The organism is Paraburkholderia sp. Ac-20340 (genome assembly GCF_017104965.1).
Lineage (GTDB): Bacteria > Pseudomonadota > Gammaproteobacteria > Burkholderiales > Burkholderiaceae > Paraburkholderia.
This window is the reverse complement of sequence record NZ_JAAGPR010000002.1, coordinates 429,689-450,121: the sequence shown is the minus strand read 5'-3', so window position 1 is coordinate 450,121 and position 20,433 is coordinate 429,689. Positions and strand designations below refer to the sequence as shown.

General features: G+C 63.7%; 20 protein-coding genes and 1 pseudogene. 10 read left to right on the top strand and 11 right to left on the bottom strand.

Annotated features, from left to right (window positions below):
• Positions 1–639: 639 nt before the first annotated feature.
• The 3 genes from rplM (at position 640) to erpA (ending at position 2,090) form a co-directional block, all read left to right on the top strand.
• Positions 640–1,068, top strand: coding sequence for a 50S ribosomal protein L13 (rplM, locus tag G3N59_RS04945; RefSeq protein ID WP_065065130.1), 429 nt, complete (start codon positions 640–642; stop codon positions 1,066–1,068).
• Positions 1,069–1,078: 10 nt separating this feature from the next.
• A complete protein-coding gene (rpsI, locus tag G3N59_RS04940) occupies positions 1,079–1,471 on the top strand; it encodes a 30S ribosomal protein S9 (protein WP_027816868.1) in 393 nt (130 codons plus the stop codon).
• 253 nt (positions 1,472–1,724) lie between these two features.
• Complete coding sequence (erpA, locus tag G3N59_RS04935) at positions 1,725–2,090, top strand: iron-sulfur cluster insertion protein ErpA (RefSeq protein ID WP_027816867.1); 366 nt, start codon at positions 1,725–1,727, stop codon at positions 2,088–2,090.
• Between the two features lie 68 nt (positions 2,091–2,158).
• Here the strand turns inward: erpA and G3N59_RS04930 are convergent, their stop codons facing one another.
• Positions 2,159–3,316 carry an anhydro-N-acetylmuramic acid kinase gene (locus G3N59_RS04930; RefSeq protein WP_205981428.1) on the bottom strand — a complete coding sequence of 386 codons (1,158 nt, stop codon included), beginning with the start codon at positions 3,314–3,316 and terminating at the stop codon, positions 2,159–2,161.
• A 277-nt stretch (positions 3,317–3,593) separates the two neighbouring features.
• Here G3N59_RS04930 and G3N59_RS04925 point away from each other — a divergent pair, with 277 nt between their 5' ends.
• The 6 genes and pseudogenes from G3N59_RS04925 to G3N59_RS04900 all read left to right on the top strand — a co-directional run bounded on the left by G3N59_RS04925 (position 3,594) and on the right by G3N59_RS04900 (position 8,179).
• Entirely contained in the window at positions 3,594–3,872 is a 279-nt protein-coding gene (locus G3N59_RS04925; protein ID WP_205981427.1) for a type II toxin-antitoxin system RelE/ParE family toxin, read from the top strand.
• 15 nt (positions 3,873–3,887) lie between these two features.
• Positions 3,888–4,214 (top strand): HigA family addiction module antitoxin, encoded by a 327-nt coding sequence (locus G3N59_RS04920; protein WP_205981426.1) that lies wholly within the window; start codon positions 3,888–3,890, stop codon positions 4,212–4,214.
• A gap of 101 nt (positions 4,215–4,315) precedes the next feature.
• A complete protein-coding gene (tyrS, locus tag G3N59_RS04915) occupies positions 4,316–5,566 on the top strand; it encodes a tyrosine--tRNA ligase (RefSeq protein WP_205981425.1) in 1,251 nt (416 codons plus the stop codon).
• Positions 5,449–6,021 (top strand): annotated as a pseudogene (dtd, locus tag G3N59_RS04910) (D-aminoacyl-tRNA deacylase); the annotation flags it as partial. The gene tyrS and the pseudogene dtd, both read left to right, overlap by 118 nt.
• 14 nt (positions 6,022–6,035) lie before the next feature.
• Positions 6,036–6,713 carry a histidine phosphatase family protein gene (locus tag G3N59_RS04905; protein WP_205981423.1) on the top strand — a complete coding sequence of 226 codons (678 nt, stop codon included), beginning with the start codon at positions 6,036–6,038 and terminating at the stop codon, positions 6,711–6,713.
• Positions 6,714–7,033: 320 nt separating this feature from the next.
• Entirely contained in the window at positions 7,034–8,179 is a 1,146-nt protein-coding gene (locus G3N59_RS04900) for a branched-chain amino acid ABC transporter substrate-binding protein (protein WP_205981422.1), read from the top strand.
• 71 nt (positions 8,180–8,250) lie between these two features.
• Here the strand turns inward: G3N59_RS04900 and G3N59_RS04895 are convergent, their stop codons facing one another.
• From G3N59_RS04895 to G3N59_RS04855, 9 genes are all read right to left on the bottom strand, one after another.
• Complete coding sequence (locus G3N59_RS04895; protein WP_241023202.1) at positions 8,251–9,117, bottom strand: oxygenase MpaB family protein; 867 nt, start codon at positions 9,115–9,117, stop codon at positions 8,251–8,253.
• Between the two features lie 95 nt (positions 9,118–9,212).
• On the bottom strand, positions 9,213–10,298 hold the full coding sequence (gene ruvB, locus G3N59_RS04890; protein WP_205981420.1) for a Holliday junction branch migration DNA helicase RuvB: 1,086 nt from the start codon (positions 10,296–10,298) through the stop codon (positions 9,213–9,215).
• Positions 10,299–10,520: 222 nt separating this feature from the next.
• A complete protein-coding gene (gene ruvA / locus G3N59_RS04885; RefSeq protein WP_205981419.1) occupies positions 10,521–11,102 on the bottom strand; it encodes a Holliday junction branch migration protein RuvA in 582 nt (193 codons plus the stop codon).
• Positions 11,103–11,192: 90 nt separating this feature from the next.
• Complete coding sequence (gene ruvC, locus G3N59_RS04880; RefSeq protein WP_205981418.1) at positions 11,193–11,735, bottom strand: crossover junction endodeoxyribonuclease RuvC; 543 nt, start codon at positions 11,733–11,735, stop codon at positions 11,193–11,195.
• A gap of 155 nt (positions 11,736–11,890) precedes the next feature.
• Entirely contained in the window at positions 11,891–13,456 is a 1,566-nt protein-coding gene (purH, locus tag G3N59_RS04875; RefSeq protein WP_205981417.1) for a bifunctional phosphoribosylaminoimidazolecarboxamide formyltransferase/IMP cyclohydrolase, read from the bottom strand.
• A gap of 73 nt (positions 13,457–13,529) precedes the next feature.
• On the bottom strand, positions 13,530–13,763 hold the full coding sequence (locus G3N59_RS04870; RefSeq protein WP_027816854.1) for a Fis family transcriptional regulator: 234 nt from the start codon (positions 13,761–13,763) through the stop codon (positions 13,530–13,532).
• The gene (gene dusB, locus G3N59_RS04865; RefSeq protein ID WP_205981416.1) at positions 13,760–14,824 is read right to left on the bottom strand and encodes a tRNA dihydrouridine synthase DusB; all 1,065 of its coding nucleotides are present in this window, start codon (positions 14,822–14,824) and stop codon (positions 13,760–13,762) included. The genes G3N59_RS04870 and dusB overlap by 4 nt, the downstream gene beginning before the upstream one ends.
• Positions 14,825–15,039: 215 nt before the next feature.
• Entirely contained in the window at positions 15,040–16,311 is a 1,272-nt protein-coding gene (locus G3N59_RS04860) for a UbiH/UbiF/VisC/COQ6 family ubiquinone biosynthesis hydroxylase (protein WP_205981415.1), read from the bottom strand.
• A gap of 70 nt (positions 16,312–16,381) precedes the next feature.
• On the bottom strand, positions 16,382–17,830 hold the full coding sequence (locus G3N59_RS04855) for an aminopeptidase P N-terminal domain-containing protein (RefSeq protein WP_205981414.1): 1,449 nt from the start codon (positions 17,828–17,830) through the stop codon (positions 16,382–16,384).
• Positions 17,831–18,065: 235 nt separating this feature from the next.
• Between G3N59_RS04855 and G3N59_RS04850 the strand changes: the two genes are divergently transcribed.
• Complete coding sequence (locus G3N59_RS04850) at positions 18,066–18,677, top strand: glutathione S-transferase (RefSeq protein WP_205981413.1); 612 nt, start codon at positions 18,066–18,068, stop codon at positions 18,675–18,677.
• A 143-nt stretch (positions 18,678–18,820) separates the two neighbouring features.
• Here the strand turns inward: G3N59_RS04850 and G3N59_RS04845 are convergent, their stop codons facing one another.
• Positions 18,821–20,428 carry an FMN-binding glutamate synthase family protein gene (locus G3N59_RS04845; RefSeq protein WP_205981412.1) on the bottom strand — a complete coding sequence of 536 codons (1,608 nt, stop codon included), beginning with the start codon at positions 20,426–20,428 and terminating at the stop codon, positions 18,821–18,823.
• Between the last annotated feature and the right edge of the window lie 5 nt (positions 20,429–20,433).

Genomic DNA, 20,433 nt, shown 5'->3' with positions numbered 1-20,433 from the left:
TTATCTCGATTCAGCCGGCATTGTAGCCCGCGTCATACTGGTATGTCCGGGGGGACATGGCGCATGCCGATCATGCGCTTCGCTTGAATGTTGCGGCGCGAAAGCGGCGTCTCAAGAGGATTTCCCTGTCGGAATTAGGGGTTTCGCTCTAGCTAAACGGACGGCTGCTTTCGCGGGTCTTTCGTAATGGACTGATTTATATGGAAAATATCAGCGCGACCGCTAAATTTCATCGTTTCACATTATGAATTGTACTTTCACAATGCAAATTCTCTTGCGTCGCACAAGGTCGATCTGTATAGTTCATCTCATTGGTTGTCGTGCTTCACGACACCTCAGCATGTCTCCTCCACCCTCCTCCAAAGAGTGGATTAAGCCCGAGCTAACGCGCTTGGGCTTTTTTTCGTCCGCGTTTTTTGCCCCGTCGGCCGCTTCCCGGCAGCCTCGCCGCAGATATTTTGACGGCGCTTCAAATTTCCCTTTATAATCCAAGGTTTCCCGCATCATGCCCGCGGGGAAACTGGGTTTTTCGTGGATCACTGCGGAAAGCCCGGACCAGGGAGAGCCTGCGCCGGCGCCAACGAGTGCCATCACACAAGCAGGACCGAATCAGGGCACAAGTTATTTTTTGGATCGATCATGAAGACTTTTTCCGCCAAGGCACATGAAGTGCAGCGCGAATGGTACGTGATTGACGCGACGGATAAGGTTCTCGGCCGTGTCGCCAGCGAAGTGGCGCGCCGTCTTCGCGGCAAACACAAGCCTGAGTTCACCCCGCACGTCGACACTGGCGATTTCATCGTCATCATCAACGCCGGCAAGCTGAAGGTCACGGGCAACAAGACGACCGACAAGAAGTACTACCGTCACTCGGGCTACCCGGGCGGTATCTACGAAACGACGTTTGGCAAGATGCAAGAACGCTTCCCGGGCCGCGCGCTCGAGAAGGCGGTCAAGGGCATGCTGCCGAAGGGCCCGCTGGGCTACGCGATGATCAAGAAGCTCAAGGTCTACGCAGACGCAACGCATCCGCACTCGGCTCAACAGCCGAAGGCGCTCGAGATCTAAGGGAGCCCATATGATCGGTAACTGGAACTACGGTACGGGCCGCCGCAAGAGCGCAGTCGCACGTGTCTTCATCAAGGCTGGCAAGGGCGACATCATCGTCAACGGCAAGCCTATCGCTGACTACTTCTCGCGCGAAACGTCGCTGATGATCGTGCGTCAACCGCTGGAACTCACGAACCACGGCGCGACGTTCGACATCAAGGTGAACGTGACGGGCGGCGGCGAAACCGGCCAGGCCGGCGCAGTTCGCCACGGCATCACGCGCGCTCTGATGGACTACGACGCAACGCTGAAGCCGGAACTGTCGAAGGCTGGCTACGTTACGCGTGACGCACGTGAAGTGGAACGTAAGAAGGTCGGTTTCCACAAGGCACGTCGCCGCAAGCAGTTCTCGAAGCGTTAATCCGCTTCGTGGTCCATGCGCTCCTCGCGGAGGCGCATGGCTGCTGCAAAAAACCGCCTCGCGCAGGAATGCGCCGGGCGGTTTTTTCGTTTATGAGAAGCATGACCACGCGCCACTTGCTTGACTCATATTCAAGATGTGAGTCACGAATGTGAATCAAACAAGTGGCGAGAAACCCTTGATTTCCTGGGCTTAAGCACGATCTCAGGAACAGCCCTACAATAGCGGCTAGAAGCTTTTTTGGAGAGTTCGAATGAACGCTGTCACTGAGACCCCCGTGACTGAAATGCCCGGTCCCTTCGTTTTTACCGACGCAGCGGCTGACAAGGTCAAGCAACTGATCGACGAGGAAGGCAACCCGGAGCTGAAGCTGCGCGTGTTCGTGCAAGGCGGCGGCTGCTCGGGCTTCCAGTACGGATTCACGTTTGACGAGACCGTCAACGAAGACGACACCGTGATGACCAAGAACGGCGTCGATCTGCTGATCGATTCGATGAGCTACCAGTATCTGGTCGGCGCTGAGATCGACTACAAGGACGATCTGAATGGCGCGCAGTTCGTCATCAAGAACCCGAATGCCTCGACCACCTGTGGTTGCGGCTCGTCGTTCTCGGTCTGATCGAACCGGTCTGTCGCATTGAAAAACGGGGCTTCGGCCCCGTTTTTTATTGAGCGTCGTGCAGGCGTTTAGCGCGGATAGATCGCGCCCAGCACGCGTTCGCCCGCCGCGCCCGTCACCGCCGGCAGATTGCCCGGCTCGCGCGCCACGCAGCGCATCGCCAGCCACGCGAAGGCGAGCGGTTCCACCTGTTGCGGCGGCACGCCCAGCGCTTCGGTCGTCATGACCGGCACACCCGCCACGCCGCCCGTCTCCAGCGCTTTCTGCAGCGCTGCCATCAGCGCCGGATTGCGCGCGCCGCCACCGCAGACGTACACCGCACGGCAATCGCCGGCATGACGCTCGATCTCGCGCGCGACGCTCACCGCCGTCAGCGCAACGAGCGTGGCCTGCACATCGGCGGGCGTCAGCGATTCGAAGCCTTTGAGCTTTTCGTCGAGCCACTGCGCATTGAACAGATCGCGACCGGTGCTCTTGGGCGGCTGCTGTTCGAAGAACGGTTCGTCGAGCAGCGCGTTCAGCAGCGGCTGATGCAGATTGCCGCTCGCCGCGAACTGGCCGTTTTCGTCGTAAGGCTTGCCCAGATGGCGCTCGGCCCAGAGGTCGAGCAGCGCATTGGCCGGGCCGCAGTCGAAACCGCGCACCGCGCCCGTCGCGCTCAGCACCGTGATATTGCTGATGCCGCCAAGATTGCAGACCACGCGCGTCTCTTCCTGCGAGCCGAACAGCGTCGCGTGAAACGCCGGCACGAGCGGCGCGCCCTGGCCGCCGGAAGCCACATCGCGGCTACGGAAATCGGCGATCACGTCGATGTGCGCGAGTTCGGCGAGCAGGGCGGGATTCTGGATCTGCACCGTGAAGCCCTTTTCGGGCCGATGGCGGATGGTCTGGCCATGCGCGCCGATCGCACGCACCTCGGCGGACGTCAGATTGCCCGCGCGCAGCAACTCGTGGCAGCAGACCGCGTAGCGCGCGGCGAGCGCATTGCCTGCGAGCGAGGCGCGCTCGATCTCGTTTTCGCCCGGTTGCTGCAGCGAAAAGAGCGCCTCGCGCAGGCCTTGTGCGAAGCCGACAAAGGCCTCGGCCAGCACCACCGGCCGCTGGCCATGCTCGAAACGCACGGCGATGCCGTCCACGCCGTCCATGCTGGTGCCGGACATCAGGCCGAAATACACGCCGTCGCCCGGGTGGGCGCTGTCATCTTTCTGTGCGTCGCGTGCCGCCACGTTGTGCTCCTTTCGTGAGTGCGAGGAAGATTCCGACGATGATTATCGGGGCAATAGCCGTTCGGCGTAAGCCGGAAAGCTAGTTGTGGCGCGATGGGGAAAATAGGACGCTGGTGGGCAGGATTCGCGGGCTGGGGATGACGCGGCGCTTGAGCAGGATCAATCGATGGCATGCAGCAGATTGACCTTGAACGCGTCGATTCGTATAGTGAGGCTATACGCTACACAACTCCGAACGCTCCGCGAGCTTTCTTCAATTCGCATCGTCCGGGGAATCATGATCAAGTCGTGGAAACACAAAGGTCTGCGGGATTTTTTCTTCTCAGGCAACAAGGCGGGTGTTCGGCCCGATCACGTACCGCGTCTGCGGCGTCAACTGGCGCGTCTCGACGAAGCGCAGACGCCGCAGGACATGAACGTCGTGGGCTGGCGTTGCCACGCGCTGGAGGGCAGTCTGGACGGCCATCACGCGGTCAGCGTGAGCGCCAACTGGCGGCTGACGTTCCTGTTCGAGCGCGGGCATGCACTGCTCGTCGATTACCACGACTACCATTGAAAAGAGGCGGCAACGATGAATGACTCGAAGGAAACGCGGGGTACGATCCGCATGCACAATCCGCCGCATCCCGGTGAAACGCTGCGCGAAGACATCCTTCCCGAACTTGGCCTAACGGTGACCGAAGCCGCGGCCCAACTGGGCGTCACGCGCGTTGCGCTCTCGCGCGTGCTCAATGGGCGCGCCGGTATCTCGCCGGAAATGGCGCTGCGGCTCGAGCAGTGGCTCGGCGTGGAAAACGGCGGCCGCGCCGATCTCTGGCTCGCGATGCAGGCGGCTTACGACCTCTGGCAGGTGCGCTCGAAAGCGTTGCCGCAGGTGGCGCCGGCCGTGCGTGCATGAGCGTGGCCGCGCTCAAACTCGCCCAAACCTCGGCCCTGTGTGTCGAATCACGTAAAATCCCGCTCTAGACCCAGACTTAACGACATCGAACCGATCGAAGCATGAGCGACTCCACTCCCAACAGCGGCGCCAAAGACGCCTTTCCGGTCACCGACGAAGTCCGTCACGCGCTCGCCGTCACGAAGCGCGGCGTCGACGAACTGCTGATCGAAGAAGAATTCCAGCAAAAGCTCGCGCGCAGCGCCGCCACCGGCAAGCCGCTGCGCATCAAGCTCGGCCTCGATCCGACCGCGCCCGATATTCACATCGGTCACACGGTCGTGCTCAACAAGATGCGCCAGTTGCAGGATCTCGGCCACAACGTCATCTTCCTGATCGGCGACTTCACCTCGCTGATCGGCGATCCGTCGGGCCGCAACGCCACGCGCCCGCCGCTCACGCGCGAGCAGATCGAGTCGAACGCGAAGACCTATTTCGAGCAGGCCGCGCTCGTGCTCGACCGCGAAAAGACCGAGATCCGCTACAACAGCGAATGGTCGATGCCGCTCGGCGCCGACGGCATGATCAAGCTCGCGTCGCGCTACACCGTCGCGCGTATTCTGGAGCGCGAAGATTTCACCAAGCGCTTCCAGGGCGGCGTGCCGATTTCGATCCACGAATTCCTCTATCCGCTGATGCAGGGCTACGATTCGGTCGCGCTCAACTCGGATCTGGAGCTCGGCGGCACGGACCAGAAGTTCAACCTGCTGGTGGGGCGCGAACTGCAGAAGCAGTACGGCCAGGAACAGCAGTGCATCTTGACGATGCCGCTGCTCGAAGGCCTCGACGGCGTCGAAAAGATGTCGAAGTCGAAGAACAATTACATCGGTATCAGCGAAAAGCCCAACGACATGTTCGGCAAGCTGATGTCGATTTCGGACACGCTGATGTGGCGTTACTTCACGCTGCTGTCGTTCCGTCCGCTGGACGAGATCGAAGGCTTCAAGCGTGAGATCGAAGCGGGCCGTAATCCGCGCGATTTCAAGGTGCTGCTGGCGCAGGAAATCGTCGCGCGTTTCCACTCGCAGAACGACGCCGAGCGCGCGCTCGAAGACTTCAACCATCGCGCCAAGGGCGGCGTGCCGGACGATATCCCGTCGGTGACGCTCGCGGGCGCGCCGCTCGCCATCGGCCAGTTGCTCAAGCAGGCGGGCCTCGTGCCGTCGACCAGCGAAGCGCTGCGCAATATCGAGCAGGGCGGTGTGAAGATCGACGGTGCGACCGTGTCCGACAAGGGCCTGAAGGTCGAAGCCGGCGAGTTCACCGTGCAGGTTGGCAAGCGCCGCTTCGCGCGCGTCACGCTCACCGCATGATCGCGCTGATCCAGCGTGTACTGCGCGCCGATGTGCGCGTGGACGAACGTGTGACGGGCGCGATCGGCCAGGGGTTGCTCGCACTCGTCTGCGCAGAACGTGGCGATACCGAGGCAAACGCGGACAAACTGCTCGCGAAGCTGCTCGGTTATCGCGTGTTCAGCGATGCGGCCGGCAAGATGAATCTGCCGGTGCAGAACATCGACGGCCACGGCACGGCGGGCGGTCTGCTGCTGGTGTCGCAGTTCACGCTGGCGGCGGACACCAACAGCGGTCTGCGCCCGAGCTTCACGCCGGCCGCGCCGCCCGATGAAGGGCGGCGTCTGTTCGACTACTTCGTCGCTGCTGCGCGCGCAAAGCATCCCACGGTCGAAACCGGCGAGTTCGGCGCGGATATGCAGGTGTCGCTCGTCAACGACGGGCCGGTCACGTTCTGGCTGCAAGTGCGGAATTAACCGGGCGCGAATCCATGACTACGCAGATTCTCTTTATCCGCCACGGCGAAACCGACTGGAATCGCATCAAGCGCATCCAGGGGCACATCGACATTCCGCTCGCCACGAGCGGCGTCGATCAGGCCGTATTGCTGGGCGCACGGTTCGCGCGCGAAGCGCAGGAAGGTGCGCGGCTCGATGCAGTCTGGTCGAGCGATCTGATGCGCGCGCAACAAACTGCACAGCCCGTTGCGCAGGCGTTCGGCCTCACGGTGCAACTCACCGAAGGCCTGCGCGAGCGCAACTACGGCGCATTCCAGGGGCATGACAGCGATCAGATCGCCGAGCGTTTCCCCGATGAATACGCGCACTGGCAAACGCGCGATCCTGGCTTTGCGCCGCCCGAGGGCGAGTCGCAGCGCGAGTTGTATCATCGCGTGCTGCACGCGCTGGAGCCCATTCTGGCGAAGCATCCTGAAGGGCGCATTGCATGCGTGGCGCACGGCGGCGTGCTCGACTGTATTTATCGATTCGCCAATGGGATCGAACTCGAAGCGCCGCGCGCATGGCCGTTGCTCAACACGAGCGTGAACGTGGTCGATTTCGAGCGCGACAGTGCGGGCCTGAAAGCGCGTGTCGTTGCGTGGGGCGATGTTTCGCATCTGCCCGCCAAAAGCGACGACGACAGCATCAAGCGTCGCAGCCCGCTGTAATTCCCACACCGTCTATTTCCGCGCGTCGCGTTCCCAACCGGAAGCGTCGCGCGCGTCAAGTCTCCTTCCTGCTGTTTTTCCAGAGCGTTGCGTGCGCAACGACCGCCAACCGTAACGCGCATGTGCCTGCTACCATTCATCGGACCTTTGCGCTTTGCCGCGCCGGTGGGGCCTCGCAGCGATTCTCGACGTCTGCGTGCGCCGGCCGTGCGTTGAAGAGGGACGCGCGCGCACCACGCGCTTGCGGTGCGGCGAAGCCTTGGGTTGCATACGAAACGCAGTTCCCAGAACGGGTTCCAGAAAAACGCAGGAGATTTGCAATGACGTTCAAGCTTCACAAGCTGTTGCCGGTGAGCGCCGCTGTGCTGGCGTTCGGCGCGATGTGCGCCAATGCGTCCGCCGACCAGGTCGTCAAGATCGGTCACGTCGGTCCGCTCACGGGCGGTTCGGCCCACCTCGGCAAGGACAACGAAAACGGCGCGCGCCTCGCGGTCGAAGAGATCAACGCCAAAGGCCTGACCATCGGCGGGCAGAAGGTCACGCTCGTGCTCGACGCCCAGGACGACGCCGCCGACCCGCGCCAGGCCACCCAGGTCGCGCAAAAGCTCGTCGACGATAAGGTCGTGGCGGTGATCGGCCATCTGAACTCGGGCGCCTCGATTCCGGCTTCGAAGATTTATAGCGATGCGGGCATCGTGCAGATTTCGCCGTCGTCGACGAATCCGTCGTACACGCAACAGAACTTCAAGACCACGTTCCGCGTCGTCGCGACCGATGCGCAGCAAGGTCCGGCGCTCGCGAACTATGCGGCAACGAACCTGAAAGTGAAGCGGGTGGCCGTGGTCGACGATTCGACGGCCTACGGCCAGGGTCTCGCGAACGAGTTCGAGAAGACCGCGAAATCGCTCGGTCTGAACGTGGTTTCGCACGATGCGACCAACGACAAGGCCGTCGATTTCCGCGCGATTCTCACCAAGATCAAGGGCGAGAATCCGGACGCGATCATGTACGGCGGCATGGACGCCACGGGCGGCCCGTTCGCGAAGCAGGCCAAGCAGCTCGGCCTGCGCGCGAAGGTGCTGTCGGGCGACGGCGTCTGCACGGAAAGCCTCGCGCAACTCGCGGGCGCAGCGGCGGACAACATCGTCTGTTCGCAGGCCGGCATGGCGCTCGAGCGCATGGACGGCGGCGCGGCGTTCTCGGCGAAATATCAGAAGCGCTTTGGCCACGCGATCGAATTCGATGCGCCGTTCACGTATGACGCGGTGTATATCGTCGTCGATGCGATGAAGCGCGCGAACTCGACCGACCACGCGAAGATCCTCGCGGAAATCCCGAGCACCGACTACAAGGGCGTGATCGGCGAAACCGTGTTCGATTCGAAGGGCGATCTCAAGCACGGCGTGATCTCGCTCTACAACTACCAGGCAGGCAAGAAGACGCTGCTCGACGTGGTGAAGATGTAAAAGCGCACGAACGTTGCGCACACAACGGTCAGTCCGCGTGAGCGGGCTGGCCGTTTTTTATTGCACGGCGTTCAGGAGGCGGGCGGCATGGCGGCGCGGCGGCGCGCGCGTTTCGATACGCCGTTCACGAGCGCCCAGCGCAGCACGGGCGCGACCGCACGCATGCCCGGCTGCACGACCGTGCGACGCGCGAGCGCATAACGGTCGAAGCCGAGCAGCGTCTGCGCGAACGGCGGCAGCAGGTCGATGCCCGCCTGGCGCATCAGCGCGCCTGCGGGCCGCATGGCCGGGCGCGGCGCGGGCGCTTCCATCAGCACGCGCACGACTTCGCGCGTGCGCTCGCTGGCGACCAGTTCGGCTTGCATCGCTTCGAGGTACGCGGCAATTTCCGCACGCGAATGCGGCACCTGGGTGGCGCCGAGCAATTCGGCGATGGTCGCGACTTCGGCGTAATACTGATCCTGCAACGCGCCCGGCAGCGCCGGATTCACGTAGCGCAGATACGCCGCAAGAAAGCTCGATACCTCGGCGACATGAACCCAGGTGAGCAGCGCCGGATCGCTTGCGCGATAAGGCCGGCCATCGGGCGCGGTGCCTGTCACGCTGTCATGGATGGTTTTTACGCGCTCGATCAGCTTGAGCGCGTCGGCGCGGCTGCCGTAGGTCGTGCCCGCGATGAAGGTGGCCGTGCGGCGCAGGCGTCCGAGAATGTCGGTGCGAAACGTGGAGTGATCCCACACGCCCGCCAGTGCCAGCGGATGCAGCGCCTGAAGCAGCAGCGCGCTGATACCGCCCGCCATCATCCCGGCGAAATCGGCGTGGACCTTCCAGCAGATCGAATCGGGGCCGAACAGGCCGGGGTCGCCCGGCGGATTCGAGTAGTCGAGCTTCGGGCCGCTGCCCGTGGTCAGGTGCGTGATGCTCTCGGCGAGCGCCATGCGCAGGCGCTGCGCGAGCTGGCCGGCGAAACCTTTCGGCTCGGGAGCATCGTGGCGGCGGCCGGCGTGATCGGACATGGAAGCAGCCCGGCGGCTTACGCTTCGTTCGGGTCCCAGTCGCCGCCTTTGGAGGCGTCGTCGGGAACGGTGAGGCCGAAGTGGCGGTAGGTCATCTGCGTGGCCACGCGGCCGCGCGGCGTGCGCTGCAGGAAGCCTTGCTGGATCAGATACGGCTCCAGCACGTCTTCGATGGTGTCGCGTTCTTCGCCGATTGCGGCGGCAAGGTTATCGACGCCCACCGGGCCGCCGTCGAACTTGTACAGGATCGCTTCGAGCAGCTTGCGGTCCATCAGGTCGAAGCCGACCGGATCGACGTCGAGCATGCGCAGCGCCGCATCGGCAACCTGGGCGGTGATATTGCCGTCGGCTTTCACCTCGGCGTAATCGCGCACGCGGCGCAGCAGACGGTTGGCGATACGCGGCGTGCCGCGCGAACGGCGCGCGATTTCGAGCGCGCCCTGCGGGTCGATCTGCGCACCCAGCAGCGCGGCGGAGCGCTGCACGATGCGCGAAAGTTCGCCCGCGTTATAAAACTCCAGTCGCGACACGATGCCGAAACGGTCGCGCAGCGGGTTCGTCAGCATGCCCGCGCGCGTGGTCGCGCCAACCAGCGTGAACGGCTGCAGGTCGAGCTTCACGCTGCGCGCGGCCGGCCCTTCGCCAATCATGATGTCGATCTGATAATCCTCGAGCGCCGGGTACAAAATTTCCTCGACGACCGGCGAGAGCCGGTGGATTTCGTCGATGAACAGCACGTCGTTGGCTTCGAGATTGGTGAGTAGCGCGGCAAGGTCGCCCGCGCGTTCGAGCACGGGACCGGAGGTCTGGCGCAGACTGACCCCCATTTCGCGCGCGATGATGTGCGCGAGCGTGGTCTTGCCCAGACCCGGCGGCCCGAACAGCAGCACGTGGTCGAGCGGTTCGGAGCGGCGCTTGGCGGCTTCGATAAAAATCTCGAGCTGGCCGCGGACTTTTTCCTGGCCGACGTATTCGTCGAGCTGGCGCGGCCGCAGCGCGCGCTCGAACGCTTCTTCGCCGGAGGAGACGGGCGTGGGCGCAATCACGCGGTCGGCGCCAGCGCCCGATGCGCGATTCGCGGCGAGTTTGTCGGTTTCGATCATGCAGCGATTGTACCGCGCGCCTGGCGAGCGGAACGCCGCGTTTGAGGCGTGGCAGCGGGATCTCCGGGCGTTTCCGCCGCTTCGCAACTAACAGCCAGATGTGGGCGGAAGGACCGTGCGCGCGGTGTTGGGCGGCGGTTTTACGCGCCGCGCGCATCGCCCGTGGTCACGTCGCGCGATTACTTCGCGCGTGCCGCTCGCCTGACCGCCGCCGTCTTGCGATCAACCCTTCGAAAGCGCCTTCAACGCGGCCTTGATGCCGTCGGAAACACCGGTGCCGGCCGGCACGTTCTTGATCGCGGCCAGCGCTTCTTTTTCCGAATAACCGAGTGCGAGCAGCGCGTTGAGAATGTCGTTCGCGTGATCAGAAGGCGAAGCCGCCGCCGCCATCGCGCCCAGATCGGCGCCCAGCTTGCCCTTGAGTTCGAGCAGCAGGCGCTCGGCCGTCTTCTTGCCGATACCCGGCACGCGCGTGAGCCGCGCCGAATCCTGCATGGAAATCGCCTGGGCAAGATCGTTCACGCTCATGCCCGAAAGAATCGCCAGCGCCATGCGCGCGCCGATGCCGGTGATCTTGAGCAGTTCGCGGAACGTCGCGCGTTCCTCGATGGTGGCGAAGCCGAACAGCAGATGCGCATCTTCGCGCACGATCATCTGCGTGAGCAGCACGACGCGTTCGCCGCAGCCGGGCAGGTTGTAGAACGTGCTCATCGGCACATCGACTTCGTAGCCGACGCCGTTGCAGTCGATAAGCAGGTGCGGCGGGTTCTTTTCCAGCAATACGCCGGCAATGCGACCGATCATGGCGGATTCAACGATAGGAGAAAGCGGAGAGTGTAGCGCAGCATGCCGGGCCGCAAAGCTGCCGAACGGCTAATCGGCCGAAAGGCGTAATCAGCCGATCAGGCGCCCGCGCCGCACGCGTACGCCCTTTTTCGCGAGCGTGGGTGCAATGCCGCCGAGCGTCGCGAGCGTGTCGCCGCTGTGCGCGTGACAGATCGCCATGCCGAGCGCGTCGGCGGCGTCGGTGCCGGGCATGCCGGTGAGGCACAACAGGCGCACGACCATCTGCTGCATCTGCTCTTTGGTCGCGCGGCCGTAGCCCACCACCGCCTGCTTCAGTTGCAGTGCCGTGTATTCGGCGACCGGCACGCCGCCGGATACCAGCCCGCAGATGGCCGCGCCGCGCGCCTGGCCGAGCAGCAGCGTCGATTGCGGATTGACGTTGACGAAGACCTTTTCGATCGCGGCCTGATCGGGCGCGTGCTGGCGGACCAGCGTGCTGATGCCTTCGAAGATGGTGCCCAGACGCGTGGGCAGATCGGCATCGGCGGTACGGATGACGCCGCTTGCGACATACGTGAGCTGATGGCCGTGACGTTCGATCACGCCGAAGCCGGTCACGCGCAAGCCGGGGTCGATGCCGAGAATTCTCATGAAATACGGGGAAAAACGAGTGTGTTTGGGATGGTACAACGAACGATGACGATCTCGCGAGCCATGACGCGCCGCGCAAGCACCAAGAAAAAGCCCGCTGGACCGTGAAGTCCAGCGGGCTTTGACAGCGCTACAGCGTGCCGATCGGCTATCGATCAGTGACGGAAGTGGCGGATGCCCGTCATCACCATGGCGATGTTGTGCTCGTCGGCGGCGGCGATCACTTCGTCGTCGCGCATCGAGCCGCCCGGCTGGATCACGCAGGTTGCGCCTGCGTTGACCACCACGTCGAGGCCGTCACGGAACGGGAAGAACGCATCCGACGCCACCGCCGAACTCGCGAGCTTCAGACCCGCGTTTTCCGCCTTGATGCTGGCGATGCGCGCCGAGTCCACGCGGCTCATCTGGCCCGCGCCCACGCCCATCGTCATGCCGTTTGCGCAGAACACGATGGCGTTCGACTTCACGAACTTCGCGACGCGCCATGCGAACAGCAGATCGTCCATTTCCTTCGGGGTGGGGTGACGCTTGGTGACGACGCGCAGTTCGTGCGGCTGCACGTTCTTCGAATCGAGCGATTGCACCAGCAGACCGCCGCCCACGCGCTTCAGGTCGAACGCGTTGTGGCCTTCGCCCAGCGCGATTTCGAGCAGACGCACGTTCTGCTTCGCGGCGAACACGGCCTTGGCTGCGTCCGAGAACGACGGGGCGATCAGCACTTCGACGAACTGCTTCGACACGGCTTGTGCCGCTGCTTCGTCGACTTCGCGGTTGAACGCGATGATGCCGCCGAACGCCGAGGTCGGATCGGTCTGGAACGCCTTCGAATATGCTTCGAGCGCGTCTGCGCCGACTGCCACGCCGCACGGGTTCGCATGCTTGACGATCACGCAGGCCGGCACGTCGAAGGTCTTGACGCATTCCCACGCTGCGTCGGAGTCAGCGATGTTGTTGTACGAGAGTTCCTTGCCCTGGAGCTGCGAGTAGTTCGCGAGCGCGCCGGCCGGCGAAGCCAGATCGCGATAGAACGCGGCGCTCTGGTGCGGGTTTTCGCCGTAACGCAGATCCTGAACCTTGTCGAACGCGAGGTTCAGCGTGGCCGGGAAGGCGTTGCGCGACTTGTGCTCCAGCGCTTCGGTCAGGCTCGTCAGGTAGTTCGTGATCGCGCCGTCGTACTGCGCGGTGTGCGCGAACACCTTGGTGGCCAGGCGGAAGTTCGTTGCGTAGCCGACGTTGTTGCCGTTCGCGCGCATCTCTTCGAGCACCTTCGCGTAGTCGGTCGGGTCGACCACGACCGTCACGTCACGATGGTTCTTTGCCGCCGAGCGCAGCATCGTCGGGCCGCCGATGTCGATGTTCTCGATCGCGTCTTCCAGCGAACACTCTTCCTTCGAGATCGTCTGGACGAACGGGTAGAGGTTCACGACCAGCAGATCGATCGTCGGGATGTCGTGCTTTTCGAGCGCTGCCATGTGTTCCGGCAGGTCGCGGCGAGCGAGGATGCCGCCGTGAACCTTCGGGTGCAGCGTCTTCACGCGCCCATCGAGCATTTCCGGGAAGCCGGTGTAGTCGGCCACTTCGGTAACGGGAAGGCCCGCGTCCGCGAGCAGTTTCGCGGTGCCGCCGGTCGAAAGGATCTTGACGCCGAGGTCCGACAGCGATTTCGCGAAGTCGACGATGCCTGACTTGTCGGAAACGGAGATGAGCGCTTGCTTGATCATGATGGGGGAGAGTTGCCGGGAGATCGAGGAGGGAGCGCTGGAAGTCCAGATATGCGGCGGACCGCGACGGCGCTTACAGCAGGCCGTGCTGCTGGAGCTTCTTGCGCAGCGTATTGCGGTTGATGCCGAGGTACTCGGCGGCCAGCGACTGATTGCCGCCGGCCTGCTCGAGCACCACCTCGAGCATCGGTTTTTCGACGCACGCCATCACCATTTCATAGACGTCGTGCGGATTGCTGCCGTCGAGATCCTGGAAATAGACTCCCAGGCTATCGCGGACGGATTGTTCGATATTGTGCTTGCTCATGCTGCCAGTCGATCGGTTGGTTCGCGCTCGCCTTGTGCGCCGTTTTCATCGTCTTCGTAGACGAGGCGCTCGGAAACGGCCTTCTGCTCGTCGAAGAACTGATTGACGGCGGCGAGTTGTTCGCGTGTGGTGTCCAGCGTGTTCATGCGATGCCGGAACGCGTTGGCGCCGCAAAGGCCGCGAGTGTACCAGCCGATATGCTTGCGCGCAGTACGCACGCCCGTAAACTCGCCATAAAACGCGTAGTGGTCCTCCAGATGCTCGTTCATGATCATCTGGATTTCGTCCACGCGCGGCGACGGCAACAGCTCGCCGGTGGCGAGAAAATGCTCGATTTCGCGGAACAGCCACGGGCGCCCCTGCGCCGCGCGGCCGATCATGATGGCATCCGCCCCCGTCACTTCGAGCACGTGTCTGGCCTTCTGCGGCTTCGTGATATCGCCGTTGGCAACCACCGGAATGCGCGCCGCGGCCTTCACGGCGGCGATGGTTTCGTATTCGGCGTCGCCGTGATAGAGGTCGGCGCGCGTGCGGCCGTGGACGGTCAGCATCGAAATGCCGCTCTCTTCTGCAATGCGCGCGATGGTGAGCGCATTGCGGTGATCGCGGTCCCAGCCGGTGCGGATCTTCAGCGTGACGGGCACGGCATCTGGCCCCACACCGACGGCATCGACCACGGCCTTGACGATGCGCGCGACGAGCGGCTCGTTTTGCAGCAGCGCGGACCCGGCGGCCACGTTGCAGACCTTTTTGGCCGGGCAGCCCATGTTGATGTCGATGATCTGCGCGCCGTTTGCGACGTTATACCGCGCCGCTTCGGCCATCATTTCGGGGTCGGCGCCCGCGATCTGGACGGAAATGGGTTCGACCTCGCCCGCGTGATTGGCGCGGCGCATGGTCTTTTCGCTTTTCCAGAGCTGGGCGTTGGAGGCAACCATTTCCGACACTGCATAGCCCGCGCCGAGGCGCTTGCACAGCTGACGGAACGGCCGGTCCGTGACACCCGCCATAGGGGCGACGAACAGGTTGTTGCGCAGGGTGTGGCGGCCAATTGTGAACATGATGCGCGGACAAAAGCGGTAGCGCGCCTGGCTGCGCTCCGGCAGGGCCGGGGGCGGTGGCGCGGTGCTGCTCGAAATGGGGAAACGCGTATTTTAGCGTTAACGGGATGGGAGGGTTTGGGTTGTGGACCCTGGTGTGGTTTGGGGTGCGTTGGATGTCGCGTTGTATTGCGATGCGACCCTTTAGTTGTTGTACGACCCCGCCCGACCCCAGATCAACTGCGCTGCCCAAACATCATCTGCCTCGCCAGCGCGGTTTTAACCGGCGGCACGAATTCAAGCGCAGTAAGCGCAAGCCCGCGCAGCGTTCCAAGCGCCGGAAAATCCACGGTAAAGAGCCGCGCAAGCGTATCGGTCGCGCCAATCGTCATACGCCGATCAAACGCGCGCCGCCCCGCGAACTCAGCCAGCGCAACCGGCGTCGCGCCATGCTGCGCCAGCGAATCCGCGAGCGCGTGCGCATCGCGCAAACCCAGATTCAGCCCTTGCCCGGCAACCGGATGCAGCGTCTGCGCCGCATTGCCCACCGCTGCAATTCGCCCATGCCCCGACACCAGCGTATCGAGCGCATTCAACCCCAGCGGAAACGCCGCGCGCCCCTGAATCTGCGTGAAGCGCCCCATGCGCGACCCAAACGCCTCGCCCAGTGCGGCGAGAAATTCGGCATCGGACAACGCAGCACGCCGCGCCGCTTCCACCGGCTCCGAACACCACACCAGCGCGAAATCGGCGTCGCGCGCACCACCCATCGGCAACAGCGCGATCGGGCCTTCGTCGGTGAAACGCTCCCACGCGACATGCGCTTGCGGTGCGGACACGCTCACCACGCCAACCAGCGCCGTCTGCCCATAATCCCGCGTGCGCTTTTGCGGACGTTGCACTGCGCCGGGTTCAGCCGCAGCCGCAGCCGCAGCCGCATCCGCATCGGCGTTCGCGGCAGCCTGCACGCGATACAAACCGCCTTCCGCATTCACGAGCACGCGCGTGCGCAACGTGCGCGCCACTCCCGCGCTTTCCACGCGCAACGTCACGCCATCGTGCTCGACCACCGGTTCCTGCGCATGCGTGTGATGCAGCCAGTGCACGTCAGTCCCGCGCACCGCCTGCGCAAGCGATTGCACGATCGAGCCATAACGCGCGACATAACCGAGCGCCGGCAGATCGTAGTCGTGCCGGTCGATCAACGTGCGGCCAAAGCGGCCACGCTGTGAGACATGAATACGTTCGATCGACGTTGCATCCTGCGGCCACGCGAGCGCCTGCAGCAAGGTGCGGCTGCCTTGTGACACGGCGATCGCGCGCGGATCGCCCGCGCTGTCTTCCGGCTCGCGCGCATCGATCAGCGCAACCGACAACGACGACGTCGCGCTGCGCTGCGCGAGCCAGCCCGCGAGCGCGAGCCCAACCGGCCCGGCGCCGACGATGGTGACGTCATGGTCGAAAGGGGCGGGCGTCGTTGGCTGGCTGGCTGCGTTCACTGCACTCATGTCGCTGCGTTGGTATCGGTTGATTGGCGGTTGTGATGGAAATCACGCGGAATTTACGCGGCACTCACGCTTATGCGCCGCGTTGCGCGTTCTGCATCAGCGCTTCGATTTCGTCGGCGTTCACGGGCACGCCGCGCGTAATGAGTTCGCAGCCGGTCTCGGTGACGATGGCGTCGTCCTCGATGCGAATGCCGATGTCCCAATAGCGCTCCGGCACGTCTTCGGCCGCGCGGATATAAAGCCCCGGCTCGATGGTGAGCGTCATGCCCGCGCGCAGCGTGCGCCACGGCGGCGTATCACCCGACGTATCTGGCGTGCCGCGCTCGCGATAATCGCCCACATCGTGCACATCCATGCCGAGCCAATGGCCCGTGCGATGCATATAAAAGCGCGCGTAGGCGCGATCGGCGATCACTTCGTCGACGCTCGCGTAGCGCTGGCGATCGAGAATGCCCGTATCGAGCAGACCTTGCGCGAGCACGCGCACGGCCGCTTCGTGCGGCGCTTCGAAATTCACACCGGCGCGTGTGGCGTCGACGGCCGCTTGCTGCGCGGCCAGCACGATGTCGTAGAGTTCGCGTTGCGCGCTCGTGAAGCGCCCGCTCGCGGGAAACGTGCGCGTGATGTCCGAGGCGTAGCCGTTCAGTTCGCAGGCCGCGTCGATCAGGATCAGGTCGCCTTCGCGTGCGACGGCGTTGCCGGCCGGATAGTGCAGCACGCAGGCATTCGCGCCCGCGGCGACGATCGAACCGTAGGCCGGCGCCTGTGCGCCATGCTTGCGGAACGTATAAAGCAATTCGGCTTCGATCTCGTATTCGCGCATGCCGGGGCGGCATGTCTGCATTGCGCGCACGTGCGCGAGCGCGGAAATCTCCGCGGCGCGGCGCATCGTGTCGAGTTCGTGCGTGTCCTTGACGAGGCGCATCTCGTCGAGCAAGGGCAGCACGTCATAGGCGGCTGCGGGCGCGGTGACGCCGCTGCGTCCCTGCGCGCGCACGGCATCGATCCAGCCGCGCACCTGCGCGTCGAATTGCTCAGATGCGGCCAGCGCGTAATGCAGCGCCGGGCGATTGGCGATCAGACGCGGCATCTGCGTATCGATATCGTCGATGGGAAACGCCGCGTCGAAGCCAAATGCTTCGCGTGCGCCATCGGGGCCGAAACGCAAGCCTTCCCATGTTTCGCGCTCGACGTTTTTCGCGCGGCAAAACAGGATTTCGGCGGGTTCGTTTTCGCCGGCATTCGCGTCCAGCACGAGCAGCGCCTCGGGCTCGGTAAAGCCGGTGAGGTAGTAGAAATAGCTGTCGTGCCGATAGGGATAGTCGGCGTCGCGATTGCGCATGACTTCGGGCGCCGTGGGCACCAGCGCCACGCCGCCGCCTTGCGCTCGCAGGGCAGCCAGCACGCGCTCGCGGCGCGCGCGATAGAGCGATGCGCCGCCATCGGGGCCGCGCGGTGCGTCGGCTGCAGCGGCTGCAGCGCCGGGCGCCGCAGCGTTTTCCGTAAGGGTCGTGTCCATCGTGCGATTGTAGCGCCTGAAGGTTGGCGACGTCCGCCGGAACACGGTGCCTGGACACCGCGTTATCGCCGGTTTTATGCAGGGCGCAAGGCCCGCCGCGCCGCGCGCGGTGTTGCATCCTGTCGACAAAGCACGACATCGACGCCCGCCGAATATGCGCTATCCAGCGGACAACCCGTCAGAATTTGTCGATTACCACGTATACTTCGGCCGGATTCCAGAAAAGGCAGGTGCGATGAAACTTATCGGTTCGCTCGGCAGCCCGTATGTCCGCAAGGCGCGGATCATGCTCGCCGAAAAGAAAATCGACTACAAGCTGGTGCTTGAAAACGTGTGGGCCGCCGAAACGGCGATCCACGATTTCAACCCGCTCGGCAAGGTGCCGTGTCTCGTGATGGAGGACGGCGAAGCGGTGTTCGACTCGCGCGTGATCTGCGAATACGTGGATATGCTCTCGCCGGTCGGCAAGCTGATTCCGCAGGGCGGACGCGAGCGCGTGGAAGTGCGGTGCTGGGAAGCGCTCGCCGACGGCATGCTCGACGCCGCCGTGCTGATCCGCGCGGAAGGCACGCAGCGCACGCCCGAACAGCAATCGGCCGCATGGATCGAGCGCCAGAATCGCAAGATTCACGAAGGCCTGAAAGCGATGGCCAAGGGCCTCGCAGGCAATGCGTGGTGCGCGGGCAACCGTTACACGCTCGCCGATATCGCAGTGGGTTGCGCGCTCGGCTATCTCGACTTCCGTCAGCCGGAACTGAACTGGCGCGAGCTGCATCCGAATCTCGAGAAGCACTTCGAGAAGCTCATGCAGCGTCCGTCGTTCGCGGATACGGTGCCGCAGGCCTAAGCCTTAAGCCCTGAGCCTTAAGCCCGACAAGCAGCATCATCGAAGCATGAAAAAAGCGCGCATTCAGAATGCGCGCTTTTTTTTCGTCATCGAATTTTCGATGATGGTTGCGAGCGCAACCATCACGCAAACTCATAGAAACATCAGACGATTTTTTCTTCGGCTGGCGCGAACGAATCGCTGCGCGCCACCGGCCACCACTTCTCGTACAACTGATAGCGATAGCGCGCTTCCAGCAGATCGCCGGGCTTCAGATACTTGAGCAGTTCCGACATCAGCTTCACTTCGTATGAAGAAACGCGCCGGACGATGTGATGCGCGCGCAGATCGGCGGGACTTGCGAGGCCGGCGGCCTGAATGATTTCCTGCAGCGCGTGCAGCGTGTTGCGATGGAAGTTGTAGACGCGCTCGCCCTTGTCGGGCACGTCGAGCGCGCGCTGGCGCACCGGATCTTGCGTCGCCACGCCCGTCGGGCAGCGGTCCGAATGGCACTTCTGCGCCTGGATGCAGCCCACCGCGAACATGAAGCCGCGCGCCGAATTCACCCAGTCCGCGCCAATCGCCAGCGTCTTCGCCACGTCGAATGCCGTGATGATCTTGCCGCTCGCGCCAATCTTGATCCTGTCGCGCAGGCCGATGCCCACGAGCGTGTTGTGCACCAGCAGCAGGCCTTCCTGCAACGGCGTGCCGATGTGATCGGTGAACTCGATGGGCGCGGCGCCCGTGCCGCCTTCCGCACCGTCCACGACGATGAAATCGGGCAGGATGCCGGTTTCGAGCATGGCCTTGGCGATGCCGAAGAACTCCCACGGATGGCCGATACACAGCTTGAATCCCGTGGGCTTGCCGCCCGACAGCTTGCGCAGCCGATCGACGAATTCGAGCAGGCCGCGCGGCGTCGAAAACTCCGAATGACGCGCGGGCGACACGCAGTCCTGGCCCATCGGAATGCCGCGCGTTTCGGCGATTTCCGGCGTGACCTTGGCCGCGAGCAGCATGCCGCCGTGACCCGGCTTCGCGCCTTGCGAAAGCTTCACCTCGATCATCTTCACTTGCGGCTCGTTGGCGAGACGCTGGAATTTATCGGCGCTGAAGGTGCCGTCATCATTGCGGCAGCCGAAGTAGCCCGAGGCGATTTCCCAGATGATGTCGCCGCCGTGTTCGCGGTGATATTTCGACATCGAGCCTTCGCCGGTGTCGTGCGCGAAGCCGCCTTTTTTCGCGCCCAGATTGAGCGCGCGGATCGCGTTGGCCGACAGCGCGCCGAAGCTCATCGCCGAGATGTTGAAGATCGACATCGAATACGGCTGCGGGCGGTTTGCGCCCACCAGCACGCGGAAGTCGCTGCCATCGAGTTTGGTGGGCGCGAGCGAATGGCTGATCCATTCGTGGCCGACGGCCTTGACGTCGAGTTCGGTGCCGTAAGGGCGGCTGTCGACGACATTCTTCGAGCGCTGGTACACCACGCTGCGCTGCACGAGCGAGAAGGGTTTTTCGTCGGTGTCGTCTTCGACGAAGTACTGGCGGATTTCAGGCCGCACGAACTCGAACAGGAAACGCAGATGGCCCCAGAGCGGATAATTGCGCAGGATGGCGTGGCGCAACTGGGTCATGTCGTAGAGGCCGAGCGCGACGAGCAGCGCGGGCACGATGGCGCAGAACCACGACAGGTGATGGAACGCCGCTGCGATGACACAGGCCGCGAGTAGCAGCACCGCGCACCACATGGCGAGGTAACGTCGGGAAAACATGGGGG

What these genes read in the sequence shown, in the direction of transcription:
- rplM (WP_065065130.1), top strand. Translation starts at nt 640, where the DNA reads ATGAAGACTTTTTCCGCCAAGGCACATGAAGTGCAGCGCGAATGGTAC.
- rpsI (WP_027816868.1), top strand. Translation starts at nt 1,079, where the DNA reads ATGATCGGTAACTGGAACTACGGTACGGGCCGCCGCAAGAGCGCAGTC.
- erpA (WP_027816867.1), top strand. Translation starts at nt 1,725, where the DNA reads ATGAACGCTGTCACTGAGACCCCCGTGACTGAAATGCCCGGTCCCTTC.
- G3N59_RS04925 (WP_205981427.1), top strand. Translation starts at nt 3,594, where the DNA reads ATGATCAAGTCGTGGAAACACAAAGGTCTGCGGGATTTTTTCTTCTCA.
- G3N59_RS04920 (WP_205981426.1), top strand. Translation starts at nt 3,888, where the DNA reads ATGAATGACTCGAAGGAAACGCGGGGTACGATCCGCATGCACAATCCG.
- tyrS (WP_205981425.1), top strand. Translation starts at nt 4,316, where the DNA reads ATGAGCGACTCCACTCCCAACAGCGGCGCCAAAGACGCCTTTCCGGTC.
- G3N59_RS04905 (WP_205981423.1), top strand. Translation starts at nt 6,036, where the DNA reads ATGACTACGCAGATTCTCTTTATCCGCCACGGCGAAACCGACTGGAAT.
- G3N59_RS04900 (WP_205981422.1), top strand. Translation starts at nt 7,034, where the DNA reads ATGACGTTCAAGCTTCACAAGCTGTTGCCGGTGAGCGCCGCTGTGCTG.
- G3N59_RS04895 (WP_241023202.1), bottom strand. Translation starts at nt 9,117, where the DNA reads ATGGCGCTCGCCGAGAGCATCACGCACCTGACCACGGGCAGCGGCCCG.
- ruvB (WP_205981420.1), bottom strand. Translation starts at nt 10,298, where the DNA reads ATGATCGAAACCGACAAACTCGCCGCGAATCGCGCATCGGGCGCTGGC.
- ruvA (WP_205981419.1), bottom strand. Translation starts at nt 11,102, where the DNA reads ATGATCGGTCGCATTGCCGGCGTATTGCTGGAAAAGAACCCGCCGCAC.
- ruvC (WP_205981418.1), bottom strand. Translation starts at nt 11,735, where the DNA reads ATGAGAATTCTCGGCATCGACCCCGGCTTGCGCGTGACCGGCTTCGGC.
- purH (WP_205981417.1), bottom strand. Translation starts at nt 13,456, where the DNA reads ATGATCAAGCAAGCGCTCATCTCCGTTTCCGACAAGTCAGGCATCGTC.
- G3N59_RS04870 (WP_027816854.1), bottom strand. Translation starts at nt 13,763, where the DNA reads ATGAGCAAGCACAATATCGAACAATCCGTCCGCGATAGCCTGGGAGTC.
- dusB (WP_205981416.1), bottom strand. Translation starts at nt 14,824, where the DNA reads ATGTTCACAATTGGCCGCCACACCCTGCGCAACAACCTGTTCGTCGCC.
- G3N59_RS04860 (WP_205981415.1), bottom strand. Translation starts at nt 16,311, where the DNA reads ATGAGTGCAGTGAACGCAGCCAGCCAGCCAACGACGCCCGCCCCTTTC.
- G3N59_RS04855 (WP_205981414.1), bottom strand. Translation starts at nt 17,830, where the DNA reads ATGGACACGACCCTTACGGAAAACGCTGCGGCGCCCGGCGCTGCAGCC.
- G3N59_RS04850 (WP_205981413.1), top strand. Translation starts at nt 18,066, where the DNA reads ATGAAACTTATCGGTTCGCTCGGCAGCCCGTATGTCCGCAAGGCGCGG.
- G3N59_RS04845 (WP_205981412.1), bottom strand. Translation starts at nt 20,428, where the DNA reads ATGTTTTCCCGACGTTACCTCGCCATGTGGTGCGCGGTGCTGCTACTC.